This is a genomic window from Halomonas sp. NPDC076908 (genome assembly GCF_050269715.1).
In the GTDB taxonomy this organism is placed as follows: domain Bacteria; phylum Pseudomonadota; class Gammaproteobacteria; order Pseudomonadales; family Halomonadaceae; genus Vreelandella.
In genome coordinates, this window is record NZ_JBNNIW010000008.1 from 16311 (window position 1) to 31849 (window position 15539).

The window sequence follows — 15539 nt, forward strand, 5'->3', positions numbered from 1 at the left end:
AAGAGCAACGCTTTGCATAACACCCTTAACCTAAACCCTTGAACTTAACGCACTATCAGGAGCTTTATCATGGAAGTCATTTACATTGCTGCAGCCATCATCATCAGTGTTAGCGCTTTGGCCACCGGTATTGGCTTCGCCATTCTGGGCGGTAAACTGCTTGAGTCCACTGCTCGTCAGCCAGAACTAGGCGACCAACTGCAGACTAAAACCTTCATCATGGCTGGTCTGCTGGATGCTGTACCGATGATCGGTGTTGGTATCGCGATGTACCTGATTTTCGTTGTTGCCGGTTAATGATTGCTCAGCCGAGCGCTAAGCGCTCGGTTTTGTTTCACTCCGGTCGCCACGAACTTGTCAGAGGTACATTCCTGTGAATATCAACATGACGCTTATCGGGCAGACGATCGCCTTCGCGATCTTTGTCTGGTTTTGCATAAAGTATGTGTGGCCTCCGATCAGCAACGCGCTTCACGAGCGTCAGAAGAAAATTGCTGATGGCTTGGACGCAGCCAGCCGTGCTACCCGCGACCTTGAGCTTGCTCAAGAACGGGCAGAACAAACGCTGCGTGAAAGCAAGGAGCAAGCTTCTCAGATTCTTGAGCAGGCCAACAAACGCTCTGCCCAGATGATTGAAGAAGCCCGCGAGCAAGCCCGCGCCGAAGGCGAGCGCCTAGTAGCGAGTGCACGTTCTGAAATTGAGCAAGAATTGAACCGTGCAAAAGACGAGCTTCGTGCTCAGGTCTCTACTCTTGCCATTATTGGTGCCGAGCGTGTTCTACAAGCTTCGGTCGACGAACAAGCACATCGCAAGTTACTTGATGAGCTTGCCGCTGAACTGTAAGGAGGTGAACCATGGCGGAATTACTGACCGTCGCTCGTCCTTACGCTAAAGCGGCGTTTGAATACGCGCGTGATCATGATGCGCTTGATAGCTGGTCACAATCGCTTAATTTTTTAAGCGTTGTGGTAGCAGACAGCGATGTTCGTCGTTTGCTGGGTAACCCAACACTTGAAAACGATAAAAAAGTATCCCTGCTTACTGGCATGGTGCCAGGTGAGCAGGACGACGCTTTAAACCGTTTTTTAGTCGTTTTGGCGGACCAAGGTCGGCTGATGTCACTTAAATCGATTGCTGAACAGTTCGAGCACCTGCGTGCCGAGCATGAGCAGCGTATTGAAGTGAACGTCACCTCTGCTTACAAGCTCGACAGTAAACAGAAAACCAAGCTAGCGAACGCGCTCAAGAAACGTCTGAATCGCGAAATCTCCATTACTACTCAAGTGGACAAGTCGCTTATCGGCGGTGTGATCCTGCGTGCTGGCGACACCGTTATTGACGGGTCGGTACGTGGTCGATTGAACCGCCTTTCCGAAGCGCTAACCGCTTGAGTCTGAGGGACATGGCATGCAGCAACTGAATCCTTCCGAGATCAGCGACATCATCAAGCAGCGAATTGAGAAGCTTGACGTCGCATCTGAAGCCCGTAATCAGGGCACCATCGTTAGCGTTTCTGACGGTATCGTGAAAATTCACGGCCTCGAAGACGCAATGTTTGGTGAAATGATTGAATTCCCCAACAGCATTTTTGGCATGGTACTTAACCTGGAGCGTGACTCCGTAGGTGCCGTCGTGCTGGGTGACTACCTGCAGCTTGAAGAGGGCATGACCGCTACCTGTACCGGTCGTATTCTCGAAGTGCCAGTAGGCCCTGAGCTGATTGGACGTGTTGTCGATGCCCTGGGTAATCCCATTGATGGCAAAGGCGACATTAACGCTAAAATGACCGACGCCGTTGAGAAAGTAGCGCCGGGCGTTATCACGCGTCAGTCTGTTGATGAGCCGATTCAAACCGGTCTTAAGTCTATCGACGCCATGGTGCCGATTGGCCGTGGTCAGCGTGAGTTGATCATCGGTGACCGTCAGATTGGTAAGTCCGCTATTGCCATCGATGCGATCATCAACCAGAAAGGCAAAGGCGTTACCTGTGTTTACGTGGCGATTGGTCAGAAGCAGTCGACCATTGCTAACGTTGTGCGCAAGCTCGAAGAGCACGGCGCCATGGGTCACACCATTGTTGTCGCGGCCGGCGCTGCCGACCCTGCGCCAATGCAGTTCTTAGCACCTTACTCTGGCTGCACCATGGGCGAATACTTCCGCGACCGCGGTGAGAACGCCTTGATTGTGTATGACGATCTCTCCAAGCAGGCCGTGGCTTACCGTCAGGTATCGCTGCTGCTGCGTCGTCCGCCAGGCCGTGAAGCTTATCCCGGTGACGTGTTCTATCTCCACTCGCGTCTGCTTGAGCGTGCTGCGCGCGTCAACGTCGACTATGTTGAGAAGTTCACCAACGGTGAAGTGACAGGCAAGACCGGTTCTTTAACCGCGCTGCCGATCATCGAAACCCAGGGTGGCGACGTTTCTGCATTCGTACCGACCAACGTGATCTCGATCACCGATGGTCAGATCTTCCTGGAAACCAACCTGTTTAACTCCGGTATTCGTCCGGCGATTAACGCAGGTCTGTCAGTTTCTCGTGTAGGTGGTGCGGCACAGACTAAGATCATCAAAAAGCTGGGCGGTAGTGTTCGTCTGGCCCTGGCTCAGTACCGTGAACTGGCGGCATTCTCGCAGTTTGCTTCTGATCTGGATGAAGCCACGCGTAAGCAGCTTGAACACGGCCAACGTGTCACTGAGTTGATGAAGCAGAACCAATACTCGCCGATGTCGGTAGCAGAAATGGCGCTTTCGCTGTACGCCGCCAACGAAGGTTACCTGGATGATGTCGAAGTACCCAAAGTGTTGGACTTTGAACGTGCCCTGCACGATTACATGAAGTCCGAACACAGCGAACTAATCGACAAGATCAACCAGACCGGCGACTACAATGGCGAGATTCAAGACGGCTTGAAGTCGGGTCTCGAGAAGTTCAAGGCGACTCAGAGCTGGTAATGTCTGGCCCGCCTTTAATAGGCGGGCTTACATGCTTTCTGTGAGCCACGAACGAAGGGTAGATCGCTATGGCAGCTGCAAAAGAGATACGCACCCAGATCGGGAGCATTAAAAATACGCAGAAGATTACCAGTGCCATGGAAATGGTGGCTGCGTCGAAAATGCGTAAAGCGCAAGATCTGATGAAAGCTGGTCAGCCTTACGCCAGGCAGATCCGCAATGTGGTAGGCCACATTGCCGGCGCGAACCCTGAATACCAGCACGACTATATGGTCGAGCGGGAAGAGGTAAGTCGCGTTGGTTATATCGTGGTGTCTACCGATCGTGGACTGTGCGGTGGCTTGAACCACAACCTTTTTAAAGCCTTGATCAAAGAGGCCGTCAGTTGGAAAAAGCAGGGCGCAGAGCTTGATTTTTGCGCTCTAGGTGCTAAAGCCAGCAGCTTTTTCCGTAACTACGGCGGTAATTTGGTAGCGGCGAAAAGTGGTTTAGGTGAATCCCCCACGGTTGCGGGGTTGATCGGCAGTATTAAGGTCATGCTCGAAGCATACGATGAAGGACGTCTTGACCGGCTGTATGTGGTGTATAACGAATTTGTGAACACCATGACCCAAAAGCCGGTGGTTCGTCAGCTTCTTCCGCTGTCACCTGATATGGGTGCAGACGCTGAGCACGACAACGAAAACGCCCGTCCCGGAAGCTGGGACTACCTGTATGAACCGGATGCCAAGGCGCTGCTCGATAGCCTGTTGGTTCGTTTCATCGAATCGCAGGTGTATCAGGCGGTAGTGGAAAACGGTGCCTGCGAACAAGCAGCCCGAATGATCGCTATGAAAAGTGCCACTGACAACGCGGGCGGCCTGATCGACGATCTGGAGATGGTGTACAACAAGGCCCGTCAGGCTGCCATCACCCAGGAAATTTCTGAGATCGTCGGCGGCGCTGCTGCCGTATAACGCCTAGAGAGCCTACATCTTTTTTAAGATGGCTCCCGGCAGACAGGTTTCATTTGCAGGTTTTAGAGAGGAACCAAGATGAGCGGACGTATCGTACAAATCATCGGCGCGGTGATTGACGTAGAGTTTCCGCGGGACACCGTGCCCAAGGTCTACGACGCGCTAAAGGTCTCCAATGTTGAGACTATCCTCGAAGTCCAGCAGCAGCTGGGCGACGGCGTGGTGCGCACCATCGCCATGGGCTCCACTGAGGGTCTAAAGCGTAGCATGGAGGTTACCAACACGGGTGCCGCCATTTCCGTACCCGTGGGTAAGGAAACGCTAGGCCGGATCATGAACGTTCTCGGTGAACCGATTGACGAAGCGGGTCCGATCGGTGAGTTAGAGCGTATGCCGATCCACCGTAAAGCACCGAGCTATGCCGACCAAGCAGCCTCTAACGAGCTACTGGAAACAGGTATCAAGGTTATCGACTTGGTCTGCCCGTTTGCCAAGGGTGGTAAAGTTGGCCTGTTCGGCGGCGCCGGTGTAGGTAAAACCGTTAACATGATGGAGCTTATCCGCAACATCGCCACCGAGCACAGCGGCTACTCTGTATTCGCCGGTGTAGGTGAGCGTACGCGTGAGGGTAATGACTTCTATCACGAAATGACTGAATCCAACGTTATCGATAAGGTATCGCTGGTTTACGGTCAGATGAACGAGCCGCCGGGTAACCGTTTGCGCGTAGCACTGACCGGCCTGACCATCGCTGAGAAATTCCGTGATGAAGGCCGCGACGTACTACTGTTCGTCGACAATATCTACCGTTACACCTTGGCCGGTACCGAAGTATCTGCACTGTTGGGCCGTATGCCTTCAGCCGTAGGTTACCAGCCGACGCTGGCCGAAGAGATGGGCGTTCTGCAAGAACGTATCACCTCGACCAAGACCGGTTCTATCACTTCCGTACAAGCCGTTTACGTACCTGCGGATGACTTGACTGACCCGTCTCCGGCGACCACCTTCTCGCACCTTGATGCGACCGTGGTACTGGCACGTTCTATCGCCGAATTGGGTATTTATCCGGCAATCGATCCGCTGGACTCCACCTCGCGTCAGTTGGACCCGCTAGTCGTTGGTGAAGAGCACTATGCCACCGCGCGCGGTGTACAGAACGTGCTTCAGCGCTACAAAGAGCTTAAGGATATTATTGCGATTCTGGGTATGGACGAGCTGTCTGATGAAGATAAGCTGGCCGTATCCCGTGCGCGTAAAATCCAGCGCTTCTTGTCGCAGCCGTTCTTCGTAGCTGAGGTATTCACCGGTTCACCAGGTAAGTATGTTTCTCTGAAAGACACGATCAGTGGCTTCCAGGGCATTCTTGCTGGCGAATACGACGATATGCCGGAACAGGCCTTCTACATGGTCGGTTCAATCGACGAAGCCGTCGATAAAGCCAACCAGATGAAGAAGTAATCCCGTCCATTAGGGGGATTCGCTATGGCGAATAGCTTCACATGCAATATCGTCAGCGCTGAAGCATCTATCTTCTCAGGTAAAGTTGAGCAGGTAGTGGCTTCCGGGATTATGGGTGACCTGGGTATTCTACCGGGTCACGCCCCGTTGTTGACTGAGCTTCAGCCGGGTCCAATCCGCGTGATCCACGACGATGGCAAGGAAGAGAACTTCTTTGTCTCGGGTGGCTTCATGGAAGTCCAGCCGGATGTCGTGACCATCTTGGCCGATGCTGCTTCGCGTGCCACCGATCTCAATGAGGCAGCAGCCGAAGAAGCGCGTCAGCAAGCGCTGAAAGCCTTTAATGAGAAGTCAACGGAGCTCGATTATACCCGAGCGGCCGCTGAGCTTGCCGAAGCCGTTGCACAGCTGCGAACGATCCAGCAACTGCGCAAAAAGGCGGGTAAAGGCTAACCACCACGCGCTTAGCGTGTGACCAACGCTCCTTGAACCCGCTAAAAAGGGTTTAAGGGGCGTTTTTTTTGTCTGTCTGTACATTGGATCAGTATCATGATGTGCTAAATCAGCAGCACATTTTTTTAAGTACGTTGTTTTCAGCATCAAGTTTTTAGCATCAAGTTTTCAGCAAAATGTTTGTCAGTTTGTCAGCGTGAAGGGGAGAGCCATGGCACTGAATGATGAAAACCTACAGGAATTAAAAGCCGAGCTGCTCGACGAATTGGCCAAGGAAGCGCCAAGTAAATCGCTGCTCTCGTTGCGCCTAGCCGAAACCCGCTCAGCGGATATTGGTGAAGTGCTTGAAGAGATGATTGAAGAAGATGAAGAGCTGCCCGCGGCGCTTTCGTTATTGGATATTTTGCCTGCCGAGCGTGCCGCTAATGTGCTGGGCTACTTGCCTGGAGAAAGCCAGCTTGAAGTCGTCGGTGAGTTGGGTGATACCCAAGTACTCAAGTTACTGGAAGAGATGGGGTCGGATGAACGGGCCGATCTATTTAATTTATTAGATGAAGACCGACGTGAAGCGCTGTTGCGGCGTATGGCTCATCAGGAGCGTGAAGATTTAAAGCGGCTTGCCAGCTACGAAGAGGGCACCGCGGGCGCCATTATGACCTCTGACTATGTCGCCATAGCCAGTGGCATGACGGTGTCTCAAGCAATGATGCGGGTACGCCAAACAGCCCCTGATGCGGAAACAGTTTATCAATTGTATGTGCTGGATAGTGAAGGGCATTTGATTGGCACCATGTCGTTGCGCCAATTGATGGTGGCGCGTCCCGGTGCCTTGGTGGATGACATCATGATTAAAGATGTCATCAGTACACCAGTCGATGAAGAGCAGGAAGAAGTCGCCCGTATTGTCGCGCGTTACGATTTGCTAGCGTTGCCGGTAATTGATAGCGATGGCCGAATGGTGGGGATAGTGACCCACGATGACGCGATGGATGTGGCCGAATCGGAAGCTACCGAGGATTTCCATAAAGGGATGTCGATCGGCCAACTGGAAGATGGCGTTAGCCGTGTACCGCTCTGGAGTCTCTACCGCAAGCGGGTGACGTGGTTGGTACTGCTGGTATTTGCCAACCTGTTTTCGGGTGCCGGGATTGCCTATTTTGAAGAGACTATTGCGGCTCAAGTGGCCCTGGTATTCTTTTTACCGCTGCTGATCGGTAGTGGTGGTAATGCCGGTGCCCAGGCGGCTACGTTGATGGTACGTGGTATGGCAACCGGCGATGTAGGCGTTAAAGATTGGAGTAAATTACTTGGCCGCGAGTTATTAGTGGCGGGAGCGTTGGGTATCACGATGGCCATTGCCGTCACACCTATCGGGATCATGCGCGGCGGTGAGGCGCTAGCAATGGTCGTTGCCTTGAGCATGGTTACCATCGTGCTGTTTGGTAGCCTGCTGGGGATGTGCCTACCGTTCGTACTAGAACGCTTTAAGGTCGACCCCGCTACGGCATCGGCACCGTTGGTAACCACCTTGATTGATGCCTCAGGGGTAGTGATCTACTTCACCATTGCAACAGCATTGCTCTCGGGGTTGTAAGGCAACCATTTGTATAAAATCTAGCGCATTGTACTGCTGGCGGCGCGAGTAATGAACATCACTTCTACATGACCCAGCCACTCAATATCGTAAGCCAGCGCTTTTAGCTGGCTTGCGAGACACTGGGGTGGCTGGTTAACCGCATCATCAATGATCAGTGAGACGGATACCTTGTCATCTAAATAGTGCAACTGAAGCTCATTCAGCGTACGCCACACCGGGTGGGTATACCAACGGGCATCAAGCGCTGCTTCGACTTCAGGACGCAGGGGTAATCCGGGTAGGCGGCTTGGGTCGCCTGCGCCTGCATCATCTTCTGGGTCGACGTGAAATATCACATCGGTGAGTGCGGGAAATTCGTGGCGCAAGCGGCGGCTAACTTCGTTGCCGATTTCATGGGCTTCTGAAACGGTTATTTTAGGGCCCACGACCACATGCAGATCGACCATTACCCAGCCAGCTGATTGGCGTGTGCGCAGATCATGCACGCTATCCACCCCCGGTACGCTACGGGCGACATCGTGCATCTGATTCTGTACATCAACGGATAACGCGGTATCAACCAGCTCACGGGCGGATTCCCACAGCAAGTCCAAGCCCACTTTACCGACTAATAAGCCGACAATAATGGCGGCCACAGCGTCTAACCAACCTAGCCCAAACTGGGCACCCACCAAGGCCACCAGCACCACGGCGGTGGATAACGCATCGCTGCGCGAATGCCAGGCGTTGGCTTCGAGTAATTTCGAATTTACCCGCTTGGCAACCCGCATGGTGTAGCGGAAAATCCACTCTTTGCTAAACAGCGCGATCACTGTAATCACAATCGCCAGTAAGCCAGGTGCGCTGACCTCCGTACCACTAAACAGGCGATGCAGACTTGACCAGGCGATGCCCCCTGCCACGAAAATCAGTACGCTGCCCAACAGCAGTGTGGTAAGTGTTTCGATACGACCATGGCCGTAATGGTGATCTTTATCGGGCTCTTGGCGCCCATAATGAATAGCCGCCAGGACAAAGCCATCGGTGACTAAATCAGACAGGGAGTGAATACCATCAGCGATCAGCGCGGCGGAACCGACCATAAATCCAATCGTCACTTTGACGATACTCAACACAGCATCAAGCCACGCGCCAATATAGGTGACACGCTTGGCATCTTGGCTTTGTAGCTCTTGGTTTTGAACCACTGATGTTTCGATGGTCTGAGTCATGGGTACCTTGCAAGGGCGCACACTTTCAATAGGTGCCTATTGTAGCGCACTCAGCTTCATCCTCTATAGCTTCCCCTAGTATTGATGGTGAATCAGGTCTTTTAATGTTGTTAGAGGATAGTTGCAGCAGTGGCGGACAATGAATTCGTGGATGTGTATCCTTAAGCGCCATTGCAAATCATGAAATTGTTTTTATACACAGGATTATCTATGGATTGGCTTCAGGTGGTGATGCTAGCCGTTGTACAGGGATTAACTGAGTTTTTGCCCATTTCTAGCTCTGCCCACCTGATTTTGGTGCCTGTGCTGACAGCCTGGGAAGATCAAGGACTGGCATTTGATGTTGCGCTGCATTTAGGTAGCTTGTCTGCTGTGGTGATCTATTTTCGCCAGGAAATATGGCAAATGGTGACCAGCAGCCTGGCTGCCATTGGCGGTAAAGGGGTGGATCAGGATGCGCGGCTCGCTTTTTGGGTAGTGCTGGCAACGCTTCCCGTGAGTATTATTGGCCTACTGCTGCACGATGTTATTTCTCATTATATGCGTTCTACGCTCATTATCGGCATCAGCTTAATGGGTTTCGGGCTATTGTTGGGTTATGCGGACTGGCGTAAGCGGGGCACACTTAGCGAATACCAATTGAGCTTAAAAGATGTGTTGATTATTGGTGGTGCGCAGGCGCTGGCACTCATTCCGGGCACATCGCGCTCAGGCATCACCATGACAGCGGCCCTGTTGGTAGGCATGAGTCGTGAAGGTGCTGCACGGTTTTCTTTTCTTCTCTCTATACCGGTGATTGTTTTAGCCGGTGGTTTGGAAGTGGTCGGTATAATACGCGCGCCACAAGAGGTTGAATGGATAGCCATGTTAGTAGGGACACTGCTATCAGGCGTAAGCGCGTATGTATGTATCCATTACTTCTTAGTGATCATCAAAAAATTGGGAATGCAGCCCTTTGTTATCTATCGCGTGCTGTTTGGCGCTTGGCTGCTATGGTTCTTTCATTTTTAAGTGCTTCATTTTTAGGGCAAAGCAGCTATGAACAACTCTGGTGGGCAAACGTCTTTTAGTAAACAGAGTGTTGGGCGCAAGGTTGGGTGGGGAAGCTCGCTGCTGTTGGTGGCGCTGGTCATGGCGGGCTGTTCAGAAAATGATCGCCCGTTAGAGTCGCCGGTACGTTTTGAGGGCAATATTTTTGGCTCTTTTTATCAGCTGACCATTATGGATTCGCTAACGCTGGGGCAATCACAGGCGTTGGAAGAGGGGTTCTTGGCAGAGCTTGAAAGCGTTGATCAAGCGATGTCCACCTACCGAGATGATGCTGAACTGATTGCCTTTAACGAGGCCCCGCTGGAAGAGTGGCAGCCGCTCTCTAATGAGCTCATCGAAGTATTGGCGATTAGCCAATCGGTGGCTGAGGCCAGCCATGGCGCCTTCGATATTACGGTTGGTGACGTGGTTAATTTATGGAGTTTTGGACCGGGTTCACGACCGGAAACCGTGCCTTCCGATGAAGCCTTGGCCGAACAGCTCGCGAAGGTTGGCTTTGATGCGGTCGAGATCGATACCCAAGCAATGCAGGCCCGGCGTACCCGCGATGTGTTTGTTGATCTTTCCGGCGTGGCTAAAGGTCATGCCACTGATCGTGTGGCTGCGTATTTAGACCAGCAGGGTATGAAACACTATTTAGTCAATTTAGGTGGTGACCTAATTGCCAAGGGGCAGCGCGATACAGAAGAGCAAACGCCATGGCGCATTGGTATTGAAGTGCCTGAGGATGGGCAGCAGCGAGCGCAACATATTATCCCGCTGGAGAATATGTCGGTGGCTACCTCTGGTGACTATCGCAACTATTTTGAAGTGGATGGTGAGCGGTTCTCTCATACTATTGACCCGCGTACGGGCCAGCCCGTTGTCCATCGCCTCGTATCGGTATCCGTTTTTCACCCCTCTAATGCATGGGCCGATGCGTGGGCAACCGCGCTCATGGTTGTGGGTGAGGATGAGGCTATGCAGATAGCTGTAGATAATAATCTCAAAGTATTGCTGCTTATTCGCAACGGAGAAGCGTGGCAGAGCATTGCTAGCCCTGAATTTGTTAATGTTTTTGGTGACGCGCTGGTGAATGAGTTGGGTATTGAACAACTTCCAGCACCTTCGAGAACGCTAGACCCAACGCTGCAACCTACCGTGCCCGTCGATCAACTCGTAACAGGTGAATAAAATGCATGAACTGGATGTCGTCATTCTCGCGGCGGGTAAAGGCACGCGTATGCGTTCGCAAACCCCCAAAGTGCTCCATACCTTGGCAGGCAAGCCGATGGTGCAGCATGTGTTGGATACCGCCTCAACGCTGCATCCTGACCGCACCCATGTGGTGATTGGTCATGGCGCTGAAAAGCTGCGCGTTGCGCTGGCTGAAAATTCAGTGCAGTTTGCTGTTCAAGCTGAACAGAAGGGTACTGGGCACGCAGTTGCACAAGCGCTTGAACAGTTAGGTACCGGTAAGGTATTAATTCTTTATGGTGATGTGCCGCTTTTAAAGCGCGAATCGTTAGTTGAGCTTCTAGCCCATGTCGATGAGCAGCATATGGGGTTGCTAACGGTGACCCTTGATGATCCCTCCGGCTATGGACGGATTGTGCGCAACGCAGCTGGGAATGCGGTAGCGATTATTGAGCAAAAAGATGCTACCAGCACCCAGCTCGCCATCAAGGAGTGCAATACCGGCATAATGGCGATGACCAGCGCGCAGCTAAAACGCTGGTTGCCACAGCTCTCATCAAATAATGCCCAGGGTGAGTATTACCTGACGGATGTCATTGCTATGGCGACGGAAGAGGGTATTAACGTGCGTACCGCCCAGCCTGCCACCACTGTAGAAGTAGAAGGCGTCAACAACCGGGCGCAAATGGCCCGCTTAGAGCGCACTTATCAACTAAAGCTTGCCGATAAATTAATGGATCAGGGCGTCGCGCTTGCTGACCCTGCACGCCTGGATGTACGTGGGCGCTTAGTCTGCGGCCACGATGTGTTTATCGACGTGGGTTGCGTGTTTGAAGGTGATGTTGAGCTTGGCGAAGGCGTACGCATTGGTCCTTACTGCGTGATTAAAAACAGTAAGATTGGTGCGGAAAGCGTTATAGATACCCACAGCGTGATAGACGGTACCGTCGCGGCGGGCATTAACCAAATTGGTCCTTTTGCCCGGTTACGCCCTGGTACGCGGTTAGCGGTAAAAGCCAAAGTGGGTAATTTTGTCGAAACAAAAAATGCTGAAGTTGGCGAAGGCAGCAAAATTAACCACTTAAGTTATGTTGGTGACGCTCATTTAGGGCGTGATGTAAACGTAGGGGCGGGCACCATTACCTGCAATTATGACGGTGCAAATAAGTACCGTACCGAGATTGGCGATCAAGCCTTTATCGGTTCTAACACCGCGTTAGTGGCCCCAGTCACAATAGGCAAAGGAGCGACGGTAGGAGCGGGTTCAACAATCGCTAAGGACGTTGCCGACTACGCCTTGGCGGTGACACGAAGTCGACAGTTAGAAAAAATTGATTGGTTACGCCCCAGTAAGCGCACAGAGCCATAGTTCTTAAAGAGAGCTCTTAAAGAACGCTCTCAAAGAGAGCTCTATAAAAGGTTCTTAATGAACATTTTAAAAATAGTGCTAAGAATCATTAAAACAGAGTATGTGTATTCTGTTGCTGCTGATATACCGTCTTTGCGGGTGGGTTGAATGTTTTTATGAAGAGCTCTGATTAATAGCTCTGGTTAATAGCTCTGGTTAACAGCTCAGGAGAGTCGTCATGTGTGGCATTGTTGCCGCCGTTGCCCAGCGCAACGTCCAAGAGATTTTATTAGAAGGACTTAAACGGCTGGAGTATCGCGGGTACGACTCGGCGGGTATGACGGTGTTTAATGAGGGCGTGTTAACCCGGCATCGGGCGGTAGGTAAAGTGGCGGCGTTGGCTGCACAGCTTGATAATACCGCACTGCCTGGTTTCACAGGTATCGCTCATACGCGCTGGGCAACTCACGGCAAACCTTCTGAAGCCAACGCGCACCCGCACCATAGTAGTAATCAGGTTGCCGTAGTGCATAACGGTATTATTGAGAACTATGAGCGCATAAAAGATAACCTCCAAAGCAGCGGCTATCAGTTTAGCTCTGAAACCGACACTGAAGTGATTGCTCACTTACTGTCTGAAAAGCTCTCGGAGGGGCTGACGCTGTTTGAAGCCACCCAACAGATTGTTAACGGCTTGGGCGGTGCTTATGCGCTAGGGGTAATGAGTGCTAAAGAGCCAGGGGTAGTGGTGGGTGCCCGTCAGGGTAGCCCGCTGGTAGTGGGTGTCGGAATTAATGAAGCCTTTTTAGCCTCTGACCCGCTGGCGCTGCTACCGGTAACGGATCGCTTTATTTATCTTGAAGAGGGTGACCTGGTAGAGCTGTGCGGGTTGGGCGCTATTCGCATTGTAGATCGTCACGGTATTGATGTAGAACGCCCTATTCATATCTTTGAACATGGCGATGGCGCAGCCAGTAAGGGCGAATATCGTCACTACATGTTAAAAGAAATTTTTGAACAGCCGACCATGATCCAGGCGGCTTTAGAAGGCCGATTGAGTGCCCAAAGCGTATTAGTAGAAAGCTTTGGTCCGGACGCCCAGGCACTTTTCCAGCGTACCCGCTACGTGCATATCATCGCCTGCGGCACCAGCTACCATGCAGGCCTCGTGGCCCGTTACTGGCTTGAACGTTACGCCGGTGTGCCGGTACAGGTAGAGGTAGCCTCTGAGTACCGCTACCGCCACCCGGTCGTGCCCGAAGGCACGCTGTTTGTCACCCTCTCCCAGTCGGGTGAAACTGCCGACACACTAGCCGCGCTGCGCTTTGCTAAAACCCTCGACTATGTGGGTACCCTGGCGATCTGTAACGTGCCCGGCAGCTCGCTGGTGCGTGAATCCGATATTACCCTGATGACCCGTGCAGGCCCTGAAATTGGCGTGGCGTCTACCAAGGCCTTTACCACCCAGCTGGTGGCGTTAATGCTATTGACGCTTTCGGTAAGTAAAGCCAAAGGCCAGAGCGAATATCCCGAGATTATTGCAGCACTGCGTACGTTGCCTGAGGTGTGTCAGCGAGTACTGACGTTAGATAGCCAAATTGAAGCGCTTGCCCAGGCGTTTGCGGAAAAAAATCATGCCCTTTTCTTAGGCCGCGGTGCCCACTACCCGATTGCAATGGAAGGTGCGCTCAAGCTTAAAGAGATTTCCTATATTCACGCAGAAGCCTATCCCGCAGGCGAGTTAAAGCACGGGCCGCTGGCGCTGGTAGATAGCGAGATGCCGGTAATTTCGGTCGCGCCCAATGATGACCTGTTGGAAAAGCTAAAATCCAACCTGCAGGAAGTCCGTGCCCGCGGCGGTCAGCTGTTTGTATTTGCAGATGAAAACGTAGGTATTAAGCCGCAAGACAATATTCAAGTAATTGAATTGCCGCATGTTCATGAAGCATTAGCACCACTGCTGTATACCCTTCCCCTGCAGCTATTGAGCTACCATGTGGCAGTACTCAAAGGTACCGATGTGGACCAGCCGCGTAACCTCGCCAAGAGCGTTACTGTGGAGTAACGGTATGGAATAGAGGCGTAGCGAATAGAAGGGAAATTAAGGAAGGAAAAACCAACGGCTAAATAAGGAGAACATGTATTTAGCCGTTGCGTTGTTTAGCGAGAATGTTTATTCGCGAGGTGTTGCCGCCAGCTGCGGATACCAAAGGTCCAGGGCGCTAGTTGATCGGAGTAGTCAACATGGTTCACCAGCGCACCCAGGGATGGCGTGGAGATGGTGACACGATCACCCACATGGTGCGTGAACCCTTGCCCTTCGCCACCACGGTCTTGAATGGGTGAGAACATGGTGCCAAGGAAGAGCATAAAACCATCAGGGTATTGATGGTGTTTGCCAATCGTTTGCTGAACCAGGTCGAGAGGATCGCGGCTGATTTTTAGCATATCGCTTTGACCTTCAAGCAAAAAGTCATCGTCTTTGCCTTCGATACGCAGCGATACCTGCGCCTTACGCACATCATCAAGCGTGTAGTGATCGTCAAAAATACGGATAAATGGCCCAATCGAGCAGGAAGCGTTGTTGTCTTTCGCTTTGCCTAACAACAGGGCGCTACGGCCTTCTATATCGCGTAAGTTAACGTCATTACCCAGCGTGGCACCTTTGGGGTTGCCTTGGGAATCCACCGCTAACACGATTTCCGGCTCTGGGTTATTCCATTTGGAAGCGGGGTGTAAGCCGACGCGGCTACCAAAGCCAACCGCCGAGAGCGGTTGTGATTTGGTAAATACTTCCGCGTCGGGGCCTAATCCTACTTCCATGTATTGGGACCAAGCGCCTCTTGCTTGTAGCGTGGCTTTCAGTGTCTCAGCTTCTTCTGAACCGGGTTTAATGCGCGATAGATCCTGGCCAATTAACTCGTTAAGTTCCGCGCGTAGCTGGCTAGCTTTATTAGCGTTGCCGCCGGCCTGCTCTTCGATAACGCGCTCAAGCAGGCTAACCGCAAAGGTAACGCCGCAGGCTTTGATGGCCTGAATGTCGCAAGGGGCCAGCAAGTAAGGCGCAACCGCTGGCTCTGCCAGCGAGTTTTGCAGCAGTGTGGCAACGGAGCCTAACGGCTCGCCTTCCACCGTACGCACGAACTGGCTGACGTTGTCGCCATCCAGCAGGTCCGCCATGCAGTCAACGTGGGCAGAGATGTCGAAGACCTCACCTGCGCGGATGACCACCAACGCGGGGCCGGTGAGTCCGTCATCACGCCATACCCGCCCCACCAATAAAGCGTTATCAATATCCTGGGGAAGGTAATCAGCGATAGTTAGCGTTGTATTCAAG

Annotated in this window: 14 protein-coding genes; 12 read left to right on the top strand and 2 right to left on the bottom strand. The window is 52.4% G+C overall.

Translation table 11 applies throughout. The annotated features are described in order from the left end of the window. The first annotated feature begins 69 nt into the window (after positions 1 to 69). From atpE to mgtE, 8 genes are all read left to right on the top strand, one after another. On the top strand, positions 70 to 297 hold the full coding sequence (gene atpE, locus ACQKE4_RS06390) for a F0F1 ATP synthase subunit C (RefSeq protein ID WP_427387431.1): 228 nt from the start codon (positions 70 to 72) through the stop codon (positions 295 to 297). A gap of 76 nt (positions 298 to 373) precedes the next feature. Beyond that, positions 374 to 844: a F0F1 ATP synthase subunit B gene (locus tag ACQKE4_RS06395; RefSeq protein WP_427387432.1), complete on the top strand. Its 471-nt coding sequence runs from the start codon at positions 374 to 376 to the stop codon at positions 842 to 844. Between the two features lie 11 nt (positions 845 to 855). Then, positions 856 to 1392 (top strand): F0F1 ATP synthase subunit delta, encoded by a 537-nt coding sequence (locus ACQKE4_RS06400; protein ID WP_427387433.1) that lies wholly within the window; start codon positions 856 to 858, stop codon positions 1390 to 1392. A 16-nt stretch (positions 1393 to 1408) separates the two neighbouring features. After that, positions 1409 to 2953, top strand: coding sequence for a F0F1 ATP synthase subunit alpha (atpA, locus tag ACQKE4_RS06405; RefSeq protein ID WP_427387434.1), 1545 nt, complete (start codon positions 1409 to 1411; stop codon positions 2951 to 2953). 68 nt (positions 2954 to 3021) lie between these two features. Then, the gene (gene atpG / locus ACQKE4_RS06410) at positions 3022 to 3909 is read left to right on the top strand and encodes a F0F1 ATP synthase subunit gamma (RefSeq protein WP_427387435.1); all 888 of its coding nucleotides are present in this window, start codon (positions 3022 to 3024) and stop codon (positions 3907 to 3909) included. A gap of 78 nt (positions 3910 to 3987) precedes the next feature. Beyond that, positions 3988 to 5367: a F0F1 ATP synthase subunit beta gene (gene atpD, locus ACQKE4_RS06415; RefSeq protein WP_427387436.1), complete on the top strand. Its 1380-nt coding sequence runs from the start codon at positions 3988 to 3990 to the stop codon at positions 5365 to 5367. A gap of 24 nt (positions 5368 to 5391) precedes the next feature. Next, a complete protein-coding gene (locus tag ACQKE4_RS06420) occupies positions 5392 to 5820 on the top strand; it encodes a F0F1 ATP synthase subunit epsilon (RefSeq protein ID WP_427387437.1) in 429 nt (142 codons plus the stop codon). 211 nt (positions 5821 to 6031) lie between these two features. After that, on the top strand, positions 6032 to 7414 hold the full coding sequence (mgtE, locus tag ACQKE4_RS06425) for a magnesium transporter (protein ID WP_427387438.1): 1383 nt from the start codon (positions 6032 to 6034) through the stop codon (positions 7412 to 7414). Between the two features lie 20 nt (positions 7415 to 7434). Here mgtE and ACQKE4_RS06430 read toward each other — a convergent pair whose 3' ends face one another. After that, positions 7435 to 8628, bottom strand: a complete 1194-nt coding sequence (locus ACQKE4_RS06430; RefSeq protein WP_427387439.1) for a cation diffusion facilitator family transporter — start codon at positions 8626 to 8628, stop codon at positions 7435 to 7437. Between the two features lie 210 nt (positions 8629 to 8838). Between ACQKE4_RS06430 and ACQKE4_RS06435 the strand changes: the two genes are divergently transcribed. The 4 genes from ACQKE4_RS06435 to glmS all read left to right on the top strand — a co-directional run bounded on the left by ACQKE4_RS06435 (position 8839) and on the right by glmS (position 14267). Further along, positions 8839 to 9639: an undecaprenyl-diphosphate phosphatase gene (locus ACQKE4_RS06435; RefSeq protein ID WP_427387440.1), complete on the top strand. Its 801-nt coding sequence runs from the start codon at positions 8839 to 8841 to the stop codon at positions 9637 to 9639. A 120-nt stretch (positions 9640 to 9759) separates the two neighbouring features. Further along, complete coding sequence (locus ACQKE4_RS06440; RefSeq protein WP_427387531.1) at positions 9760 to 10851, top strand: FAD:protein FMN transferase; 1092 nt, start codon at positions 9760 to 9762, stop codon at positions 10849 to 10851. A 1-nt stretch (position 10852) separates the two neighbouring features. Then, the gene (gene glmU / locus ACQKE4_RS06445; protein ID WP_427387441.1) at positions 10853 to 12223 is read left to right on the top strand and encodes a bifunctional UDP-N-acetylglucosamine diphosphorylase/glucosamine-1-phosphate N-acetyltransferase GlmU; all 1371 of its coding nucleotides are present in this window, start codon (positions 10853 to 10855) and stop codon (positions 12221 to 12223) included. 217 nt (positions 12224 to 12440) lie between these two features. Continuing rightward, positions 12441 to 14267 (top strand): glutamine--fructose-6-phosphate transaminase (isomerizing), encoded by a 1827-nt coding sequence (gene glmS, locus ACQKE4_RS06450; protein WP_427387442.1) that lies wholly within the window; start codon positions 12441 to 12443, stop codon positions 14265 to 14267. A 95-nt stretch (positions 14268 to 14362) separates the two neighbouring features. Here glmS and ACQKE4_RS06455 read toward each other — a convergent pair whose 3' ends face one another. Further along, positions 14363 to 15538 carry a fumarylacetoacetate hydrolase family protein gene (locus ACQKE4_RS06455; protein WP_172420502.1) on the bottom strand — a complete coding sequence of 392 codons (1176 nt, stop codon included), beginning with the start codon at positions 15536 to 15538 and terminating at the stop codon, positions 14363 to 14365. Position 15539: the final 1 nt, after the last annotated feature.

Excerpts from the sequence above, each read along its gene's own strand:
- ACQKE4_RS06440 (WP_427387531.1), top strand. The coding sequence starts at position 9,760 with ATGGCGGGCTGTTCAGAAAATGATCGCCCGTTAGAGTCGCCGGTACGT.
- ACQKE4_RS06400 (WP_427387433.1), top strand. The coding sequence starts at position 856 with ATGGCGGAATTACTGACCGTCGCTCGTCCTTACGCTAAAGCGGCGTTT.
- ACQKE4_RS06420 (WP_427387437.1), top strand. The coding sequence starts at position 5,392 with ATGGCGAATAGCTTCACATGCAATATCGTCAGCGCTGAAGCATCTATC.
- atpE (WP_427387431.1), top strand. The coding sequence starts at position 70 with ATGGAAGTCATTTACATTGCTGCAGCCATCATCATCAGTGTTAGCGCT.
- ACQKE4_RS06430 (WP_427387439.1), bottom strand. The coding sequence starts at position 8,628 with ATGACTCAGACCATCGAAACATCAGTGGTTCAAAACCAAGAGCTACAA.
- atpA (WP_427387434.1), top strand. The coding sequence starts at position 1,409 with ATGCAGCAACTGAATCCTTCCGAGATCAGCGACATCATCAAGCAGCGA.
- glmS (WP_427387442.1), top strand. The coding sequence starts at position 12,441 with ATGTGTGGCATTGTTGCCGCCGTTGCCCAGCGCAACGTCCAAGAGATT.
- atpD (WP_427387436.1), top strand. The coding sequence starts at position 3,988 with ATGAGCGGACGTATCGTACAAATCATCGGCGCGGTGATTGACGTAGAG.
- glmU (WP_427387441.1), top strand. The coding sequence starts at position 10,853 with ATGCATGAACTGGATGTCGTCATTCTCGCGGCGGGTAAAGGCACGCGT.
- atpG (WP_427387435.1), top strand. The coding sequence starts at position 3,022 with ATGGCAGCTGCAAAAGAGATACGCACCCAGATCGGGAGCATTAAAAAT.
- ACQKE4_RS06435 (WP_427387440.1), top strand. The coding sequence starts at position 8,839 with ATGGATTGGCTTCAGGTGGTGATGCTAGCCGTTGTACAGGGATTAACT.
- mgtE (WP_427387438.1), top strand. The coding sequence starts at position 6,032 with ATGGCACTGAATGATGAAAACCTACAGGAATTAAAAGCCGAGCTGCTC.